Annotated in this window: 16 protein-coding genes and 2 pseudogenes; all 18 read right to left on the reverse strand. The window is 41.5% G+C overall.

Annotated elements, in window-relative coordinates; genetic code table 11:
- Positions 1-110: 110 nt before the first annotated feature.
- Positions 111-353, reverse strand: coding sequence for a hypothetical protein (locus ABWH96_RS03875; RefSeq protein WP_375580190.1), 243 nt, complete (start codon positions 351-353; stop codon positions 111-113).
- Entirely contained in the window at positions 322-519 is a 198-nt protein-coding gene (locus ABWH96_RS03880; protein ID WP_375580191.1) for a hypothetical protein, read from the reverse strand. Before ABWH96_RS03880 ends, ABWH96_RS03875 begins: the two co-directional genes overlap by 32 nt.
- A gap of 365 nt (positions 520-884) precedes the next feature.
- A complete protein-coding gene (locus ABWH96_RS03885; RefSeq protein ID WP_375580192.1) occupies positions 885-2,198 on the reverse strand; it encodes an APC family permease in 1,314 nt (437 codons plus the stop codon).
- A 147-nt stretch (positions 2,199-2,345) separates the two neighbouring features.
- Positions 2,346-2,597, reverse strand: a complete 252-nt coding sequence (locus ABWH96_RS03890) for a hypothetical protein (protein ID WP_375580193.1) — start codon at positions 2,595-2,597, stop codon at positions 2,346-2,348.
- A gap of 112 nt (positions 2,598-2,709) precedes the next feature.
- Positions 2,710-3,072 (reverse strand): DUF305 domain-containing protein, encoded by a 363-nt coding sequence (locus ABWH96_RS03895; protein ID WP_375580194.1) that lies wholly within the window; start codon positions 3,070-3,072, stop codon positions 2,710-2,712.
- Between the two features lie 245 nt (positions 3,073-3,317).
- Positions 3,318-5,672, reverse strand: coding sequence for a multicopper oxidase domain-containing protein (locus ABWH96_RS03900; protein WP_340152627.1), 2,355 nt, complete (start codon positions 5,670-5,672; stop codon positions 3,318-3,320).
- A 21-nt stretch (positions 5,673-5,693) separates the two neighbouring features.
- Positions 5,694-5,921: a nuclear transport factor 2 family protein gene (locus tag ABWH96_RS03905; protein ID WP_375580195.1), complete on the reverse strand. Its 228-nt coding sequence runs from the start codon at positions 5,919-5,921 to the stop codon at positions 5,694-5,696.
- Positions 5,899-6,195, reverse strand: coding sequence for a hypothetical protein (locus ABWH96_RS03910; protein WP_375580196.1), 297 nt, complete (start codon positions 6,193-6,195; stop codon positions 5,899-5,901). Before ABWH96_RS03910 ends, ABWH96_RS03905 begins: the two co-directional genes overlap by 23 nt.
- A 20-nt stretch (positions 6,196-6,215) precedes the next feature.
- Positions 6,216-6,653, reverse strand: a complete 438-nt coding sequence (locus ABWH96_RS03915) for a heme-binding domain-containing protein (RefSeq protein WP_188467854.1) — start codon at positions 6,651-6,653, stop codon at positions 6,216-6,218.
- Positions 6,654-6,744: 91 nt separating this feature from the next.
- Positions 6,745-7,233 (reverse strand): DUF3347 domain-containing protein, encoded by a 489-nt coding sequence (locus ABWH96_RS03920; protein WP_375580197.1) that lies wholly within the window; start codon positions 7,231-7,233, stop codon positions 6,745-6,747.
- A 98-nt stretch (positions 7,234-7,331) separates the two neighbouring features.
- On the reverse strand, positions 7,332-7,850 hold the full coding sequence (locus ABWH96_RS03925; RefSeq protein ID WP_375580198.1) for a DUF3347 domain-containing protein: 519 nt from the start codon (positions 7,848-7,850) through the stop codon (positions 7,332-7,334).
- A 153-nt stretch (positions 7,851-8,003) separates the two neighbouring features.
- A complete protein-coding gene (locus ABWH96_RS03930) occupies positions 8,004-8,696 on the reverse strand; it encodes a hypothetical protein (protein ID WP_188467851.1) in 693 nt (230 codons plus the stop codon).
- On the reverse strand, positions 8,693-9,274 hold the full coding sequence (locus tag ABWH96_RS03935) for a DUF2911 domain-containing protein (protein WP_188467850.1): 582 nt from the start codon (positions 9,272-9,274) through the stop codon (positions 8,693-8,695). The genes ABWH96_RS03930 and ABWH96_RS03935 overlap by 4 nt, the downstream gene beginning before the upstream one ends.
- A 19-nt stretch (positions 9,275-9,293) precedes the next feature.
- Positions 9,294-11,084: pseudogene (locus ABWH96_RS03940) on the reverse strand (efflux RND transporter periplasmic adaptor subunit).
- Position 11,085: 1 nt separating this feature from the next.
- Positions 11,086-12,318 (reverse strand): TolC family protein, encoded by a 1,233-nt coding sequence (locus ABWH96_RS03945; RefSeq protein ID WP_375580199.1) that lies wholly within the window; start codon positions 12,316-12,318, stop codon positions 11,086-11,088.
- Positions 12,315-16,138: pseudogene (locus tag ABWH96_RS03950) on the reverse strand (efflux RND transporter permease subunit). The gene ABWH96_RS03945 and the pseudogene ABWH96_RS03950 overlap by 4 nt, the downstream one beginning before the upstream one ends.
- Before the next feature lie 110 nt (positions 16,139-16,248).
- A complete protein-coding gene (locus tag ABWH96_RS03955; protein WP_375580200.1) occupies positions 16,249-16,671 on the reverse strand; it encodes a hypothetical protein in 423 nt (140 codons plus the stop codon).
- A 139-nt stretch (positions 16,672-16,810) separates the two neighbouring features.
- On the reverse strand, positions 16,811-17,143 hold the full coding sequence (locus ABWH96_RS03960) for a mercuric transporter MerT family protein (RefSeq protein ID WP_375580201.1): 333 nt from the start codon (positions 17,141-17,143) through the stop codon (positions 16,811-16,813).
- Positions 17,144-17,146 lie beyond the last annotated feature (3 nt).

Here is a 17,146-nt window from a genome sequence, read left to right on the forward strand (position 1 = left end):
CCAGACAATTAAAAGTACTAATACTACCAGCAACAGCCCCCAAAAGAGCCACATCCAGACACCACCGTGCATACCAAAATTTGTTCCGTGATCCATCATAATTTTCTGCCTTAGTTTTTACTTAATTCCGCTTTATCTTTCCTCATTTTCAAAAACCACTTTTCCCCAACGATAATCAGCGTTAGAAAAACTGCTGATACAATAATGAGTAGCATGTCATTCTGTGCTTTCATCCAAATGAAGGCCGCCAAAACAACTACATCAAGCACAATAGTGGTCAAAAGTATAGCTCCGTTTGCCTTGATTTCTTTCCGCAAATGTTTAAAAACACCCCATTGTATAATGATATCCATTATCAGATAAAATTGCTCCTAAAGATGCAATTCTGCTGAGATCAAAAAATATGGTCAAGGTGATGGCGATGACTATGGTATAAGTCAACATATGCTGTTGCAGGTTACCCGGCATTCCAAAATGCTTATGAGGTGTCAGCTTCATTTCGGTAAGCATCGTTGTCATCCTGGAAATAGCAAATACATTGGCCAAATTACTATCACTAATAGCAAGATTGTCAACAATAGAATAACAAAATTCATATAACCTATTTTTCCAAAACGTCAAACTAACTCTGAAGCGGCTTTATTGTGTTCTCATTATTTACTCTCTTTAACCCTCATGCTTTTCCTAAAGCCTATCACAAATTTATAAATAGCCGCTATCCCAGCTGGTACAGCTACGACATGATAGAATATCCCGTTAAAGCTTTTGGTGTAGGAGATGCCCTCTATCAGTGCAACTACAAAAAGCCACATAATACCATAGCCAATCTCTCCCCACGCTTCATTTCTCAGTAATTTTTGTTGTGAATTAAGCTTGTAACAATACTAGGTGTCAGATTCAGCGTTTTCCTTAACACTTAAAAACCACTTTTCACCTGCAAAAATCAATACCATGGAGACAGCCGCAACAATAACGACCAAAATATCACTGGTACCCTTCACCCATAAAAAAGCTCCAAGAACCACCGTATCCAGAATAATCGCTGTAATGACTATTGCAGCTTTAGCTTTTACTTCTTTACGGAGATGCTTGAGAACTCCCCAGTGTATGGCAATGTCCATAATAAGATAGAAGATAGCACCTAAAGAAGCAATCCTACTGAGATCAAAAAATACGGTAAGAATGATGGCTACGACTACAACGTAAACCAGCATATGCTTTTGAATTCTTCCGGGCATCCCTAAATGGCTATGCGGAATTAACTCCATATCCGTAAGCATGGCAGTCATTCGCGACACAGCAAAAATGCTGGCAATAATTCCTGAAACAGTGGCTACAATAGCAATACCTACTGTAAACCATAAACCATACTTACCAAAGGCCGGGCGTGAAGCCTCGGCTAAAGCATAATCCTTAGCTTCTATTATCTTAGGAATTGATAAATTAACAGAGACCGCTAACGAAACGAGCAAATAGATCACTAAACAGATGAGTAGTGAGATGATAATAGCTCTACCAACGTTTTTATGAGGATTTTTAACTTCTCCACCACTATTCGTAATAGTGGTAAACCCTTTATAGGCTAATATAGATAGGGCTAGTGCTCCTAAATAGCTGGCAATCGAATATTTTTCTTGTGCCTGCGGCTGTGGCAAAGCTTGTTCTAAATAAAACCCAGCTGCCCATAGACCACCAATAGCAAAAATGGCAATCCCCCCAATTTTTATAATCGCCATAACAAGTGACGATTTACCAATGATGTTATTTCCTGAGATGTTGACTAAAAAGGCAATCACTAAAAGTACAACTCCGAGGATAGGTACCAGAAAAGAATCATCCCCCACATCAAAAAGCTGTAGGGTGTAGGTACCGAAAGTCCTAGCCACTAAACTCTCATTGATGATCATGGAGAAGGCCATTAGCAGGGAGGCAGCAGCAGTCATGGTGCTCCTGCCGTAAGCCTTCTTAAGGATCATTGCTATACCGCCTGCAGAGGGGTATTCATTAGATACTTTAATATACGAGTAGGCACTAAATCCCGATATAACTGCACCTATGAGAAAAGCGACCGGAAAAAGTGCCCCTGATAACTCAGCTACCTGACCTAATAAGGCAAAAATTCCAGCACCGATCATCACGCCTGTACCTAGTGCGACCGCTCCAGTGAGACTAAGACTATTTTCTTTGTATTCAGACATTATTTCTTTTTAATTTATGGTGCCTGACCAAGGAGCGATCACTATACTATAAGTTAAAGCGCTCCCGTCAGGACTTTCCTAGCTTAAAATGACCAGTATTTGGCTTATTAATTTATTCGGCATCTATAAATTCGGAGGAATCGAGTACTAATCATTCATCATGCTCTCATTTTCTCCATTCATTTCCATGGACGTGGTATCATTCAACATGTGCTCGTCAGACTGCCCTTCTTCATGCATGTGATCATTATCACCTTCCATCATTTCGGTCTGGTCACTATCCATCATTTCACCATGATCCTGATCCGCTTTTTGACTTTGATTGCTACAGGAACTGGTAAGAACTACCATTATTAAAAGAGTAAAAAAATTGATGACTATTTTGTTTAACTTTTTCATAATTTGACATTTGATTTTTCTATGTGATCTAATATTTGATGGAGGGTTTTCTGATTTTTTCAATTGATCGATCTCCCTTTTGTGAGTTTCTGTGATTTCCTTAGCCTCCCTATTATTTATTTGGGTCTCGCGTTTCTTCATCTAACTTACCTTCAAACTCAGGTAAGGGTCTGTTTTTCTTTTCCTCTTCTGTCTCCACCACACCATTTTCTCTGATGTCGTTGATCAACCATTGCATTTCCATAATTTCCCTGCGTTGGGCTTTAATAATTTCGTCAGCGAGTTTCCTTACCCGTACATCCTTTATTTGAGCACGCTCACTTGTCAAAATAGCAATTGAATGATGTGGAATCATTCCTTCCATGTAGTCAACACCCGTGACGGTTACCTGACTTCTCACCAATCCTATACCACCGGCAATCAATACGATACCCAAGCCGATGATTGCTATGTTTGCTCCTCGCTTTTTATACATATTCAGCATATACAGAAGCATTATGATGATCATGGAACCGGCCATGATCAGTGTCATAAAAAACCTGGTTTCGCTAAACCAGAAATGATCAATGATTTGATAAGAATGGGTGTACATTAGAAAGAACATGGCCACCATTGATGTGGCTATCATTGCGAAAAATTTAAGGTAATTGCTATCGTTTTTTTGTTTGTTTTCCATCTTTTTGGTTTTATAGTTTAATTGTTATAACCTTAATTTTTTAATCAAAATCTTATCGAGAGTCCTCCACCAGCACCGAAGCGATTGTCAAAACTACCCATTAGAGAAAAGTTTTTAGATAGGAGAAACTCCGCACCTGCGTTCCACACAATTTCCTGAGTATAGCCCACATTGCTCTCAAGATCATTTACCCAACCGGCATCTAGCTGATATTCATAATAGCCAAAAACAATAAATCTTGGGAAAAGCATTACAGATCGACCTATACCTACTCTTGGTCTCAATTCGTTATCAATTCGCAAGTCCACATTAAACATATAAGGGGTGAACAATCGAATACCGGCCACTGCCGTGGTTTTTATATCATTCAGACTATTTCGTGTGGTATTTTCAACATTTACACCCCCAAAGACACGCACATAATCGTAAAGATAATATTCATAAGAAAATTCAGTTTCTACATTTTCATTCCAGCCATATTCCAGCGAAAAATTGAACTGGTTTCGGATGTTGGATGAAACCACATTTAGTGCGCCAGTGTGGGAGGCAATATCAGCCATTCCCCAGGTATAAAACTGATTGGTTTCATGCACAAGTTTGGACACGGGATATGGCTCCATTCGTGGATCTCTTGGCGTATCATAGCTTACTACACGTGCCATACCACCCATCATATGATAAAGGATATGACAGTGGAAGAACCAGTCACCGTATTCATTTCCATAAAACTCAATCGTTACCTTTTGCATCGGTGGCACATTCACGGTATGCTTTAATGGTGAATAATCTCCATTCTCATTGATTACCCTGAAAAAATGACCATGTAAGTGCATTGGGTGGTGCATCATGGTAAGGTTATTGAAAGTAATCCTTGTTACTTCTCCTTCATTGATCTTAATCTTATCGGTTTCAGAAAGTGGTATGCCATTCATACTCCAGATATAGCGGCTCATATTACCTGTCAGATTTAAGAGAATTTCTTTTACGGGAACATCCTCCGAGTAGGTTGTATTTTCTGTAGACTTGAGGTAATCATAGTTATATTCTGAAAACATATTCATTCCGCCCATTTCTGCAGATTCCATATTGGTTGATGGTGGTGAGGTTTGCATCATTTTATCATCACCCATTCCGCTCATTTTAGTTTCTTCAGGATCGTCCTTTTTCATATCCATCCCCTGATGCATTGATATGTCACTTTTCGTGTTGTCCATGTTCATGCCGCTCATTCCATCCTTCATCTGCATTCCCCAGTTTCGCATCATTTTTTCAGGGTCAACTTTTTTTGGACGGAATTTCAGGGCTGGGGCTCCCATACGCATATCCATTTTGGACATTTGCTTCATCATTGCAATTTTATCTGGCCGGGGCACCGCAGGTGCTGGTAGCATTTCACCTTGCCCCAGAAATGCGGATGCGGTACCGGATCCATCTTGCGCAGTGATTTTAAATTCCATTTTGCCTTCTTCTGGAATAGTCACAATGAAATCATACGTTTCGGCTATGGCGATGAAGGTCTTGTTGTGGGCAACAGGCTCCACATTAAGACCATCGGCAGAAACAATAGTGGGATTTCCACCACCAAAGGTCATCCAAAACTGCGTTGAAGCTGCGCCATTGATAATCCGTAACCTTACTTTTTCACCTGGTTTGAAGTCAGGGTATTCTTGCTTTTGCTCGCCATTCACCAAAAAAGCCGGGTAATAAATATCTGCTATGTCGGCACTTTCCATTCTCTGCCTCCAAAAATTAAGCTGTGCACCCAGTGCTCCACGAGCGATTACCTGGTTCAGTGGCGTGGCCGTTCCTTTTCGCCAGTTATACCACTCCGTTCCTCTTTTTAGAAAACGAAGAACGCTCATTGGATTTTCATTTGTCCAGTCTGAAAGCACCATCACCAACTCTTTATCATATTCAAGGGGCTCTTCCTTTGGTTGAATGACAATAGAGCCGTAAACCCCACTTTGTTCCTGAAGCATGGTATGCGAATGGTACCAGTATGTACCGGATTGCTTTAAAGGGAATTCATATTTTTGGGTATGGCCCGGCTCGATGGGTGGAGTGGTCAAGTAGGGTACCCCATCATAAAAATTAGGTAAAAGCAGTCCATGCCAATGAACTGAGGTTTCCACGTCCATTTCGTTTTTTACGTAGATCACGGCATACTCTCCTTCAGTGAACCGGAGGGTAGGCCCGGGAATGCTGCCATTAACAGTCATTCCTTTAACATCTTTGCCGGCTTTGTTGACCATTTCCTGTTTAAGCGTGATCGTGTATTCCCTAACCGGAAGGTTATCCACATTTCCTTCACCTGACTTTTCTGTAAGGTTTTGAGCCTGTACTGAAAACACACTTGTCAACAGGATGCATATTAAAAGTGAAATTTTTGAATTTTTCATAATATTTGATTTTATCACTAATTATTTCACTGCTCTTGATGAGCTATGGGTTTTGATAATTTTCCATTCATCATCCATTTTTTTCAAAATTGATGTGGCCGTTGCTTTACGCTCGACCTTGCGGCCATCTTCCGTCAAAACAATGTTATAGATATAGGACTCAGTCGTGAATGCATAGGGCATATCCAACACTACCGATATTTCATATTCACTAAAAGTGAATGATTCAAAATGACCAAGTTGGTGCAATGTGATTGGCGATATAGTCTCGGTAGGTTCCTTCTATTTTTCCTTGTTCCAGTACCTCCGAATCCTCGGTGAACAATGCGTAGGAATCTGTCACATCCAAACTTTCCAGGGTTTCTTTGTAAGTCTTCATTACTTTTTTAACTGCCTGCACTTCTGTGGCTAAATCAATTACTTCTTCCTGTTTCATCTCAGTTTTCTGATTTTCATCCGAGGTGGGCGAATTACAAGAGGAAGCCAGTATTAACGCTGTGAGCAGATATAAAAAATTCTTCATGGTGTTACTTCTTTTAGTTATTAGGGATTTAGTTTTTCCAAATATTTAATTAATTGTTCCTTTTCATCATTGGTCAGTTCTGCCTCCGGATGCATCCAGAGGTATTCTTTCAGGGGCATCTTACCATCACTGATTTGTGAAATCATGGAGCGAATTTTTTCACGTTGCATTCGCCCGGAATATTCCTGAAAGGTGGAGAAGTTAAGTTCGTCCTTGCCCTCATCAATGTGCTGCTGCAGTAACCACGCAAACGGACGAACCCTGCCGTACCAGGGATAGTTTGTATTGTTGCTATGGCAGTCATAGCAAGAGGCTTTTATCATCTGCTGAATGTTAACAGGTGCCTCAATCGTTTGTAAAAAGTCCGTTTTTGGTACTTCATTGCTCTGATTTTTGGGCATAGGAATAAATTGTATCCCTATGCTCAAAATCAAAATAATTATAGCTGCCTTTTTCATGACCGCTCTTACAAGCTGATGACTTCCTGTACTTTGCCACACTTCATCATCTTAGCACCAAATAGTGGATTTTTAATTTCCTCACTGGCACTTAACCACATACCACCTTTGTTATCGTTGTACATAGGGCAATACTGGTAGTATGTGCCGTGTCTGTACCGACAATAGCAGTCATATCTTTTATATCCTGGCTCAAGGCCTCAAAATGCTCTCTTTGATGCCCAATTTCGCTCTCTGCGATATGCTCACCGTGATTTTTGGCTACTTCCACAATCTCCTGCAGCTCAGTTTGCTTATCAGCATCAAATTGAGATATATCAAGACCTTCCAAAGCAGTAGCCAGTGTACCTCCCGCTTTGGCAGCTTCCTCTTGATTGTCATTCACAAGGGCATTCTTCACTGCCAGATAAGCATCAAGGACAGGTGTTATAGCTTTTCCACCTTCTTGATCATTGGTAGCTGTATTCTCTGCTTTTGCAGCCGTTTCCGCTGTGTTGTCAGCTGCTTTTTGTTCTGTTTTTGAGTTGTTGCATGAGATAATTGTCAATGCTAATCCGATTGTTAATAGTGTCGTTTTCATTTTTTTTGACTGTTTAGTGTCCATGGACAAAACGCAAACTTTTATTTTTTCAAAAATTTACGTCACGTCTTAAGATCTTATTTATTATTATTTAATAGTTACTTGATTGTTTCTTTTACACTTCCACACTTCAGCATTTTGTCCCCGAAGTATGGGTTTTTGATTTCCTTCTGATTTGAAAGCCAGTAGGCTCCTGAATTGTTATTTGCCATGGGGCAATACTCAAGGTATACTTCTCCCATTGAGAGTTCACCATCTTTCACTAAAGTGGTCATTTCATTACTCAACGAAGCGAAGGCTTTTCGCTGGTCATCCAAAGCAGTAGCCGAAACCACCTTTGTTACCTCTGCTTTAGCTGCCTGACCCTTGTCTACTTCGCCTAAAGACGCTTCCAGTTTAATTGCAGCCTTTTTGGCCTCATCAGTCTGTGATGCTACCAGGGCTTCTTTCAGATGGATGTAATGACCGTAGGCTGTGCCAAGATTTTTGTCTTTGAACGTAGGCTCCATTTTCTGACCCATTTCCTTTTTGTCGCCTTGACTACCGTGATCGTGCTGAGCAAATGCTCCAAAGCTTACTAAAGCCAGGGCCATTGCTAAAATTGTTTTTGTTCTCATTTTATTGTTATTTAAAGTTAAACATTTGAATAAGGGCTATCCCAGTCACCAGGAGAATTACTACACCCCAGATGATACGTCCAGCCCATTTTTTTTAATTTTGAAGGGGCTTTTTCATCCCCTGTTTTGCAACATTCTTTCATACGATGATACCTATAAAGCCTTTTTCTTAATTCTCTTTTTATTGGTCATAAAGAATAGAGTAAAGCCAGAGAGTACGGTTAGCAAACCAAAAACAGAAAATATTCTCAACAGCCAATTATTGAAGTCATCTCTGCCTTCGTAGTCCATGGTATGGCTCATCCATAAAAAATCAAACCATCTCCAGGCGCGATGCCTTACTCTTTGAAAACTTCCGTCTCTTTGAGACACATAGGCAGTCAGGTTTTCAGGGCTGTCAAACTCTATCTCCCATACAGGCAAAGGCCTGCCCCTATACTCGTGGTGTGACCCCACTTCGGTAAGCATCTCACTCGATTTGATCTCATATTGTTTAATAACGTGCTTTCTTGCTATCGACTCTGCCTCCTTCTTTGTGACACCATTCTTCTTCAAGCCAGTTTGACTGTGAATAAGCAGTGAGTCATTTATAAAGAAGTATGACTGCTCACCTATGAACCTCAAGGAGATATCATTGATCTGAACGGTGCTATCCAGTATGGGTAGTATGCCGATAGCTGCGGTATGATTTCGATGTTCTTCAATAAAATGATCACCGTGGATCTCATCTATATCGGTCCAACTAAAGTAAAGGCCGCTAATAGTCCAAAAAAGAAATTGCACTCCAATGATTACGCCTAACCACCGGTGCGTTTTTCTTACATAATATTGATTGTTCTTTCTCATTGAGCGTTATTAACTTCAAAAGAGATTTGCCTGTCAGCCCAACTTAAGGATATTCTGGCTGTGTTTTCTTCTAATACTTCCAGGTTATAGGTTAAAGTCTCAACGGGTTCTTCCAGCTGTTGGGAAATAGTGGCAAATCGTAAAATGTCTTTTTGCTGGTTATAATCATCAGCCAAATGCATGTCCCAGACTTCATTTAATATGATCGTCCATTTCTCTTGTCCCGGTATAGTATAAAACCCATATTTGCCTGCCGGAATAAGCTTTTCATTAATAATTACATCTTCCTGAAAAGTAATGTTAGTTGCCTTGTGTGCACCCGCTACCCATACTTCATCATAAGCCACCAGCCCTCCAAATATCTGACGGTTTCTTACGCTCGGAGCACTATATTCAATGTGAATGTGGTTATCGCCTATATTTACCATAGCCGTTTGCTTAGGGCTTTTAGGTTTATTTTTATTGTCTTGCGATACATCTTCAGTATGATCGGAATGATTATTTTCATTAGAATTATGGTCTGATGTACCACAGCTCCAGAAAATTGTAACAAGTGTTATTAATATGAATTGTTTCATTTGAATATGGGGTTATAGATTATTTTAATATGTTTTCAACCTCTCCGCAAGTGAGCATAGATTCTCCGAAGTAGGGATTGCGGATTTCCTCTTCGGTACTCAACCAATTTGCTCCCTTATTATCATCTGCCATAGGGCAAAACTGAACGTACAGTGTCTGGTCCATGGGTTTAAAGGCTTTGGTCATGGCAATCATTCCTTCAGATACCTTCTGAAATGTAGTGCGTAGTTCGGCTATCGTTTTAAGGTGCTGAACATGTTGCAGTGCATTTTTCAGGTCGCTGCTATAGCTCATCCAGGCATTGTGTGACTCACCGGTAAAAGCAGCCATATTCACCTTATCCAGTGTTGTTTTGAGATCAGAAGCGGCTTTTTGAGCCTGATCAAATTCATCAGCCGTTAAGGCATCCTTAAATTTGAGGTATTCAGTATAAAAGGGCCGCAATGCTTCTTTCGCCTTCTGACTAATTGACACTGGCTTAGTCTCTTTTTTCTTGACCTGGCCTGACGAAGCTGGCGTATCCATACCCCCGTGGTTATGCCCTGTCATTGCCGGGCCTCCTTCCGGATTCATCATGCTTGGCTTACCAGCCAACTGTGCTGCCGCATCAATGCTGAAGGTGCCATTGACTGCTATCTCTTCACCTTCTTCAAGGCCACTCTCCACAATAAAGCTGTCACCTAAACCCGGCCCAAGCGTCACATCACGCATCATGAAACTTACTCCACTACTAGTGGTATTTTTTACATAAACTACCGAACGCTTGCCTGTCCACATAACAGCAGTTTTGGGAACCACTATGTTATTTGACTTTTTCGGCAATGTAGCTTCTACCGTACCGGATGCAAACATTTCAGGTTTTAGCTGATTGTCTTTGTTGGGCACTTCTACCCTTGCTTTTGCTACTCTTGTCTTAGGATCAATAACAGGATCCAGGAAGGTTATCTTACCTTCAAATGTCTCTCCCGGTAGAGAGGCCACTGTAAAGTTTACCTTATCACCTTTTTTGATCCAGGGCATATCCGATTCATAAACATCAAACAATACCCATACCTTTGAAAGGTCTGCAATCTCATAAATAGCCTCTCCCTTTCGGATGTAATCACCCAGATTTACCATTTTCTCAGTTACATAGCCCGAAACATCAGCTTGAACAGCAAATTCCTCTTTCGGTGTCCCCACTTTGAGAATTTGCTCTACCTGACTGTCGGAAAGTTTCCAATTTTTGAGCTTTTCTTTGGCGGAATTAAACAATTGCGGCTGTGTATCTTTAATTTTTTGTGCTTCAAATAATTCCTCCTGTGCAGTAACCAAATCTGGAGAGTATATATAAGCAATGGCCTGCCCTTTCCTTACGAACTCACCTGTGAAATTGACCATCAGCTTTTCTATCCTGCCCGGTATATGGGAAGACTGAGAAAAAACCAGTCGCTCATCTTCCTGTACCTTTCCGTTCAGCCTAACCGACTTAACCGGATCCATGGTTCCTACAGCAGCCGTTCTGATATCAGCCAGTTGCATGGCGGTAGGCGACATACTTACTGCCATAGGGTCAAGTACTTCATTCTGATCATCCTCCAAAGGAATAAGGTCCATGCCACAGATAGGGCAGTCTCCGGGTTCACCCTGACGGATCTGAGGATGCATGGAGCAGGTTCACACGGTCTCTCCGGCTATTTCTGTAGTGTGCTGGTGCTCATCATCCATTTTACTTTCGGATGATGAACCACCAAAAATCAACCAACCCAGCAATAAACCTATTGCCAGCGTTGACAGTGCTATGATTATTATTTTTTTATTTGTGTTCATCTTAATATGTTTTTGCAGTTAAGTAATTGAGTTTGGCCAGGGCAATTTGGTACTGCGTTGCGGCCGTTGCCTTCATCTTTTCATATTTTAAGAGCTGCTGTTGCATACGCAGTACCTCTTCAAATTCATTTCCTGAATTACTGTAAGCCGTAAATAATAGATTTAAAGCCTGATTGGATTCCTGAATTTGTTGATCGTATAGCTCAATCAATTCTTGCTGTTGTTGAATTTCAAACCAGGCCATTTCGTAGTTTGACGTTAGGGTATTGGCAAAGTCCTTTTTTTGGAGTGAATAGCTTTCCTGCATGAGCTGTGCTTCTTTAACAGCGGCTTTATATTTACTCCTGAAAATGGGAATGCTGACAGAAACCATAGGCATTAGAATGTCCTGACCATTGTCGGGAAGTTCCACTTCAGGTCTGTTTCCCACAATAGCATAATCCAATCCTACACCAAATTTTGGAAGCCCTTGTTTGTAAGCGACCTCCTCACTTGCCTCACTGGAGGCTATTTTTAAGTCCAGTTCTTCCAGTACAGGGTTGTTCGTAAGCAAAGAGTCCTTTCTGAAATTATCAGGCAAGGCTTGAGCAACGAGTGAATCCTCTACGGTTACCAATGCGTCCTCCTCTCTGTTGAGTAGTTTATTAAACCGGGTCAGCAGAGGAGCTTCCTTATCGTTCAGAATGGAAAGGTTTGTAGTGGCGTCTTTCAACATAATATCCACACGCAAGAAGTCAACCATCGTACCCACTCCATTTTCAAACTTTTTGTTGGTAATGGTTTTATAAGACTCCAGTATTTCAATATTCTCCCGCTCAATCTCTTTCCATTGATTAAGTTCATAAAGCGGATAATAGGCCGCTGCCACTTGGTAATACAACCTATTCCGAGCGTCTAAGAAGGCTTGATATTTTGCTTCCGCCATTAAAGCTGCGGCATTTCCCTGTGCCCGTAGCGTCCCAAACCAGGGGAACATCTGCGTTAGGGAAAACCTTGCCTTTTGTGGTCGTACCCTCGTTTCCACCGGTGAAATGAAATAACCAAAAGAGAAATTAGGGTCCGGTAAAGTATTTACCTGCTCCACCTTCTGTATGGCCGCTTCAAATTCCCGATATTTCGCCTGTAATCCCGGATTGTTTTCCGCTGCTATTTTAAAATAGTCATCCAGGACCTGCGCCTGACTTACGCTGGTTCCGAGAAAAACAAGTATTACAATATTTACAATAATCTTCATGGTTGTGTCTTTTTAAATTTTCTTTCTTCCCTCATAGCGTATAAAACCGGCACGATGAAGAAGGTGACGGCTGCGAAGAACATACCTCCGAATGCTGGAATAGCCATTGGGATCATGATGTCTGCTCCGCGACCCGTTGAGGTAAGTATAGGCAGCAAGGCAATGATGGTGGTGGCGGAGGTCATCACGGCAGGTTTTATTCTTCGTTGACCAGCTTCCACTGTTGCCGCTCTTATTCCTTTCAGACTGTCTGTTTTATTACGATTAAAACTTTGATCTAAATAAGTAGCCATTAATACCCCATCATCAGTGGCTATACCAAACAAGGCAATAAACCCGACCCAAACAGCCACGCTCAAATTGATAGTATGTATTTGGAACAAGTCTCGGAAATTCGTACCGAAAAGGGAGAAGTCCGCAAACCAGGTCTGGCCATACAACCATAGCATGATAAAGCCTCCACTAAATGCCATGGCAATACCAGTAAACACCATTAATGAAGTCGCTACAGACTTGAATTGGAAGTAAAGGATGAGGAAGACGATACCCAATACCAACGGAACAATGATTGAAAGCCTCTTTTCAGCCCTTACCTGATTTTCATAGCTTCCTGAGAACTTGTAGCTGACCCCGGCAGGAACGACTAAATCACCTGTATCTATTCTTTCCTGAATAGCTGCCTGGGCATCATTCACCACTCCAACTTCCGAGTATCCGTCCCTTTTGTCAAATAGTACATAACCCACCAAAAAGGTTTCCTCACTTTTGATCGCCTGTGGTCCCCTCACATACTCAAAGTCCACCACCTGGCTGATCGGTATTTGTGCTCCTGTAGGTGTAGGCAAAAGGATCTTACCCAATGCTTCAGGATCGTCCCTGAGTTCGCGTGGATAACGTACCCTCACTGGAAAACGCTCCCTTCCTTCCACAGTTGAAGTAATTTTCATTCCTCCAATGGCTGTTTCAATGGTCTGCTGTACATCTTCCACATTAAGCCCATAGCGTGAAATCTCATCCCTGTTGATGTTAAGATGAAGATAGGGCTTACCTACAATTCTGTCGGCAAACACGGCTTCCGCTTTTACGGAAGGAACATTTTTAAGCACTTCCTCCAGTTGCAGCCCAAAGTCTTCTATCGTTTTCAGATCCGGACCATATACTTTGATACCCATGGGGGCTCGCATACCTGTTTGTAGCATCACCAAGCGGGTTTCAATAGGCTGCAGCTTAGGTGCTGAAGTTACTCCCGGTATTTTGGTGACCTTAACAATTTCATTCCAGATATCATCTGGAGATTCAATTTGCGGCCGCCAGTTGCGGAAATAATTCCCGTTATCATCAGGGATGAGTTCCTCCAAAACAACACCTCGGTTAATGGCTTCTTCATTAGAAAGGCTATCACCGCTATTGAGTATGAAGCGATCTTCCTTATCAACTTTGAACCTTATTCGGTGCCCTTTTTCACTGAGCATGTACTCCGGTTTATAGTTGATGACATTTTCGTACATGGAAATAGGTGCCGGATCAAGGGCAGATTCTACCCGTCCTAATTTGCCTACCGTTAATTCTACTTCCGGGATGTTGGTCAGGAGCATATCCAACTGACCAACTACTTTACGGTTGAACTCAATACCGGAATGTGGCATGGAGGTGGGCATGAGCAAGAAACTTCCTTCGTCCAGAGAAGGCATAAATTCTTTTCCTACACCCGGGAAAGTATGGGTCAAGCCTGACCAAACTGTAGTTGTCCGGACATCCCAGCCGAGATTGTCCAATGCTTTAGGAATAAACCCGAAAATGGTATTAAAACCCAACCAAACATTAGCGCCAAGCAAAATCAAGAAAGTAGGTATCAATAAAAAAGTTATTTTATTATCCAGGCACCATTTTAATATAGATTTGTAGTAATATTCTAAAAGCGTGAACGACCCCAGGATAAATCCTACCAATAAGGTCACAAAAACAAAGTTGAGTAACAGAGACTTTGAGGCTCCTAGCGGTAGCCAGTATTTAGCTAAAAGCCAGGTTACGCCAATTAGTACAATGATCAGCTCGGCATAATTGAAGAGAAATAATACAGGCCTGGAAAAGCGTTCCTTTTTAGCGTCAAAGATATTCTTTACAATTGCGATTGCACCAAACAGTACCAGCAGTACACCACCCCATATCTGAGCGGTAAAGAGTCCTATAATTCCAAATAATACTAATGCATAACCACCATATTTCTTAAGAAACCTATTATTGATTTTGAACCCAAAGAACCAATGTGCCAAGGTAGGCATGATCAATAGACTCACCAACAGCGCAGCTACCAAAGCGAAGGTCTTTGTGAATGCCAAAGGCCCAAATAACTTTCCTTCGGCAGCTTGCATGGTAAAGACCGGAATGAAGCTGACAATTGTGGTAGAAACAGCGGTGAGAATAGCGGTACCCACTTCTGAAGCTCCATTATAAATGGTATCTATCAGTTTTTGACCGGGAGGAGCTTCATCTATATGTTTAATAATGTTTTCAGAAAGTATAACTCCCAAATCCACCATCGTACCAATGGCAATGGCAATACCTGAAAGTGCAACTATGTTGGCATCAACACCAAAATAGCGCATGGCTATAAATACCATCAATACCGCAATCGGCAGGATACTTGAAATGAGAAATGAAGCCCTGAGATTATACACCATCACGATCACTACCAAAATGGTAATGAGCACTTGAAGCGAAATGGCTTCTTCCAGGGTTCCCAATGTTTCATAAATAAGCTCGGAGCGGTCATAAAACGGAACGATAGTCAACTGGCTTTCCCTTCCATCTGCCAACGTTTTTTTAGGCAGTCCCGGGGCTATTTCTTTGATCTTATCCTTGACGTTGTTAATGACCTGCAAGGGATTGGCACCATAGCGGGCCACCACTACGCCACCTACCACTTCAGCACCATCTTTATCCAGCAGGCCTCTACGGGTGGATGGCCCAAGGTAACTACACCTATGTCTTTAATACGGATGGGAACATTTTCCTGAACGGCCACTACCGCCTTTTCAATGTCTTCTACTTTTTTGATATAGCCCAATCCCCGGACTAGGTACTCTGCCTGGTTGATTTCGATGGTTTTGGCACCTACATCCCGGTTGGATTTAAGTACGGCCTGCATCACTTTATGTAGCGGGATATTGTAAGCCTTCAGAGCATCGGGATTGACGTCAATCTGATACTCCTGTATAAACCCACCAATGGATGCTACCTCCGATACACCTTCTGTGGCGTTCAATCCATATTTCACGTAGAAATCCTGGACGGTGCGTATTTCGTGCAAATCCCAACCACCTGTAGGGTTGCCTTGTTTGTCCCGGCCTTCAATGGTGTACCAGTACACCTGACCAAGGGCTGTTGCATCAGGGCCAAGGGCGGGCTGCACCCCTTCGGGTAACAAATCCCTGGGTAGGGCATTGAGCTTCTCGATAATTCGTGAGCGAGACCAGTAAAACTCTACATCTTCACTAAAAATGATAAAGATGCTGGAGAAGCCAAAAATCGAAGTGCTTCGGATGGATTTTACGCCCGGGATACCTAGTAAATAGGTAGTCAACGGATACGAAATTTGGTCTTCTATGTCTTGTGGCGACCGGCCTTGCCACTGGGTAAAGACAATCTGCTGGTTTTCGCCAATATCAGGAATGGCATCAACCGGTACAGGATCGGAGGGCAATGCACCCACCTGCCAGCCAAATGGTGCCGTTACAATGCCCCAGGCAATGAAGCCAATTAAGATGAGAACGGTAACTAACTTATTCTCAAGGAAGTATTTAATAATTTTATTAAGCATAATATGATTTTGTGAAAATGAACCATCAAAACAGTTATAAAACCCCTGAAACAGAGGTTTGCGCAATAAAGGATATGCCTCTATGCGTATTAAACATTATATTATGCAATCTAAATAAGGAATGACTGGTACAGCACATGAATGTCCTGACTCAGCTTGGGTGGGGAATAATTTAAATATTGTGTATCTGCATCAACAGCAAAAGGATTTATACCCAAATAGGTATAAGCAAATGCCACAAGAAAATCTAATTGGATGGATTTTAGTACAATTTTCGTTGTAGTAGCTTCATCAAATTCCATTGAGGCATACTGATTTTCGCAACAGCCTTTGCCTTGAAATTGATGTCCGGTATGGCTGTTTTCCTTAGTGCAGTCCATTTCCATTTGGTCCATGCCACAATTCAAGTCAGTTTGACCGAAAGTAATTGCCATTTTGGCTACATGCTCACCGCAAAGATGTGTAGCCATAGTTACTCCACTGCTACTGGCTAGCATTATGAATAGGAGAAATATAGAAATGACTTTTTTCATTTGATACTGCTTAACGCAATTCTCTTTTAAATAGTTTGAAAATAACTCTTTTACGTTAATGGAGCAAATATACAATCAATTAATTATACTATTGTTATAGAATTTTCTGAAAAAGTTATAAAATTTTGGATGCCATTAATCATAATTCAAGATAGTTCAAAACAAACATAGAAAGTACAAGCAGCGTAGTAATCCACAAAAAAACCATGCTCGGCATATTTTTATTTGTTCCATTTTTACAATTCTCACAGCTTTGAGTTTTCCTTTTCGGAGGGTAGGTTTTATAGAATGTAAAACCCAGTGACAAAAAAGCGACCGCATACAAATAAGGCCTTAGAGGGTGTAGCCATGAAAACCACGAGAATGCGCCAGATACACCTGCCATGGTAGTGAGCATGGCAGGTCCCCAGCAACAAAAGAATGGAGCAATGGCAGAAACCAGGCTTAGCCTTAACAAGCTATTTTTCTTCATAAA

The sequence above is a fragment of the Marivirga tractuosa genome (assembly GCF_042140215.1).
GTDB lineage: Bacteria > Bacteroidota > Bacteroidia > Cytophagales > Cyclobacteriaceae > Marivirga > Marivirga tractuosa_A.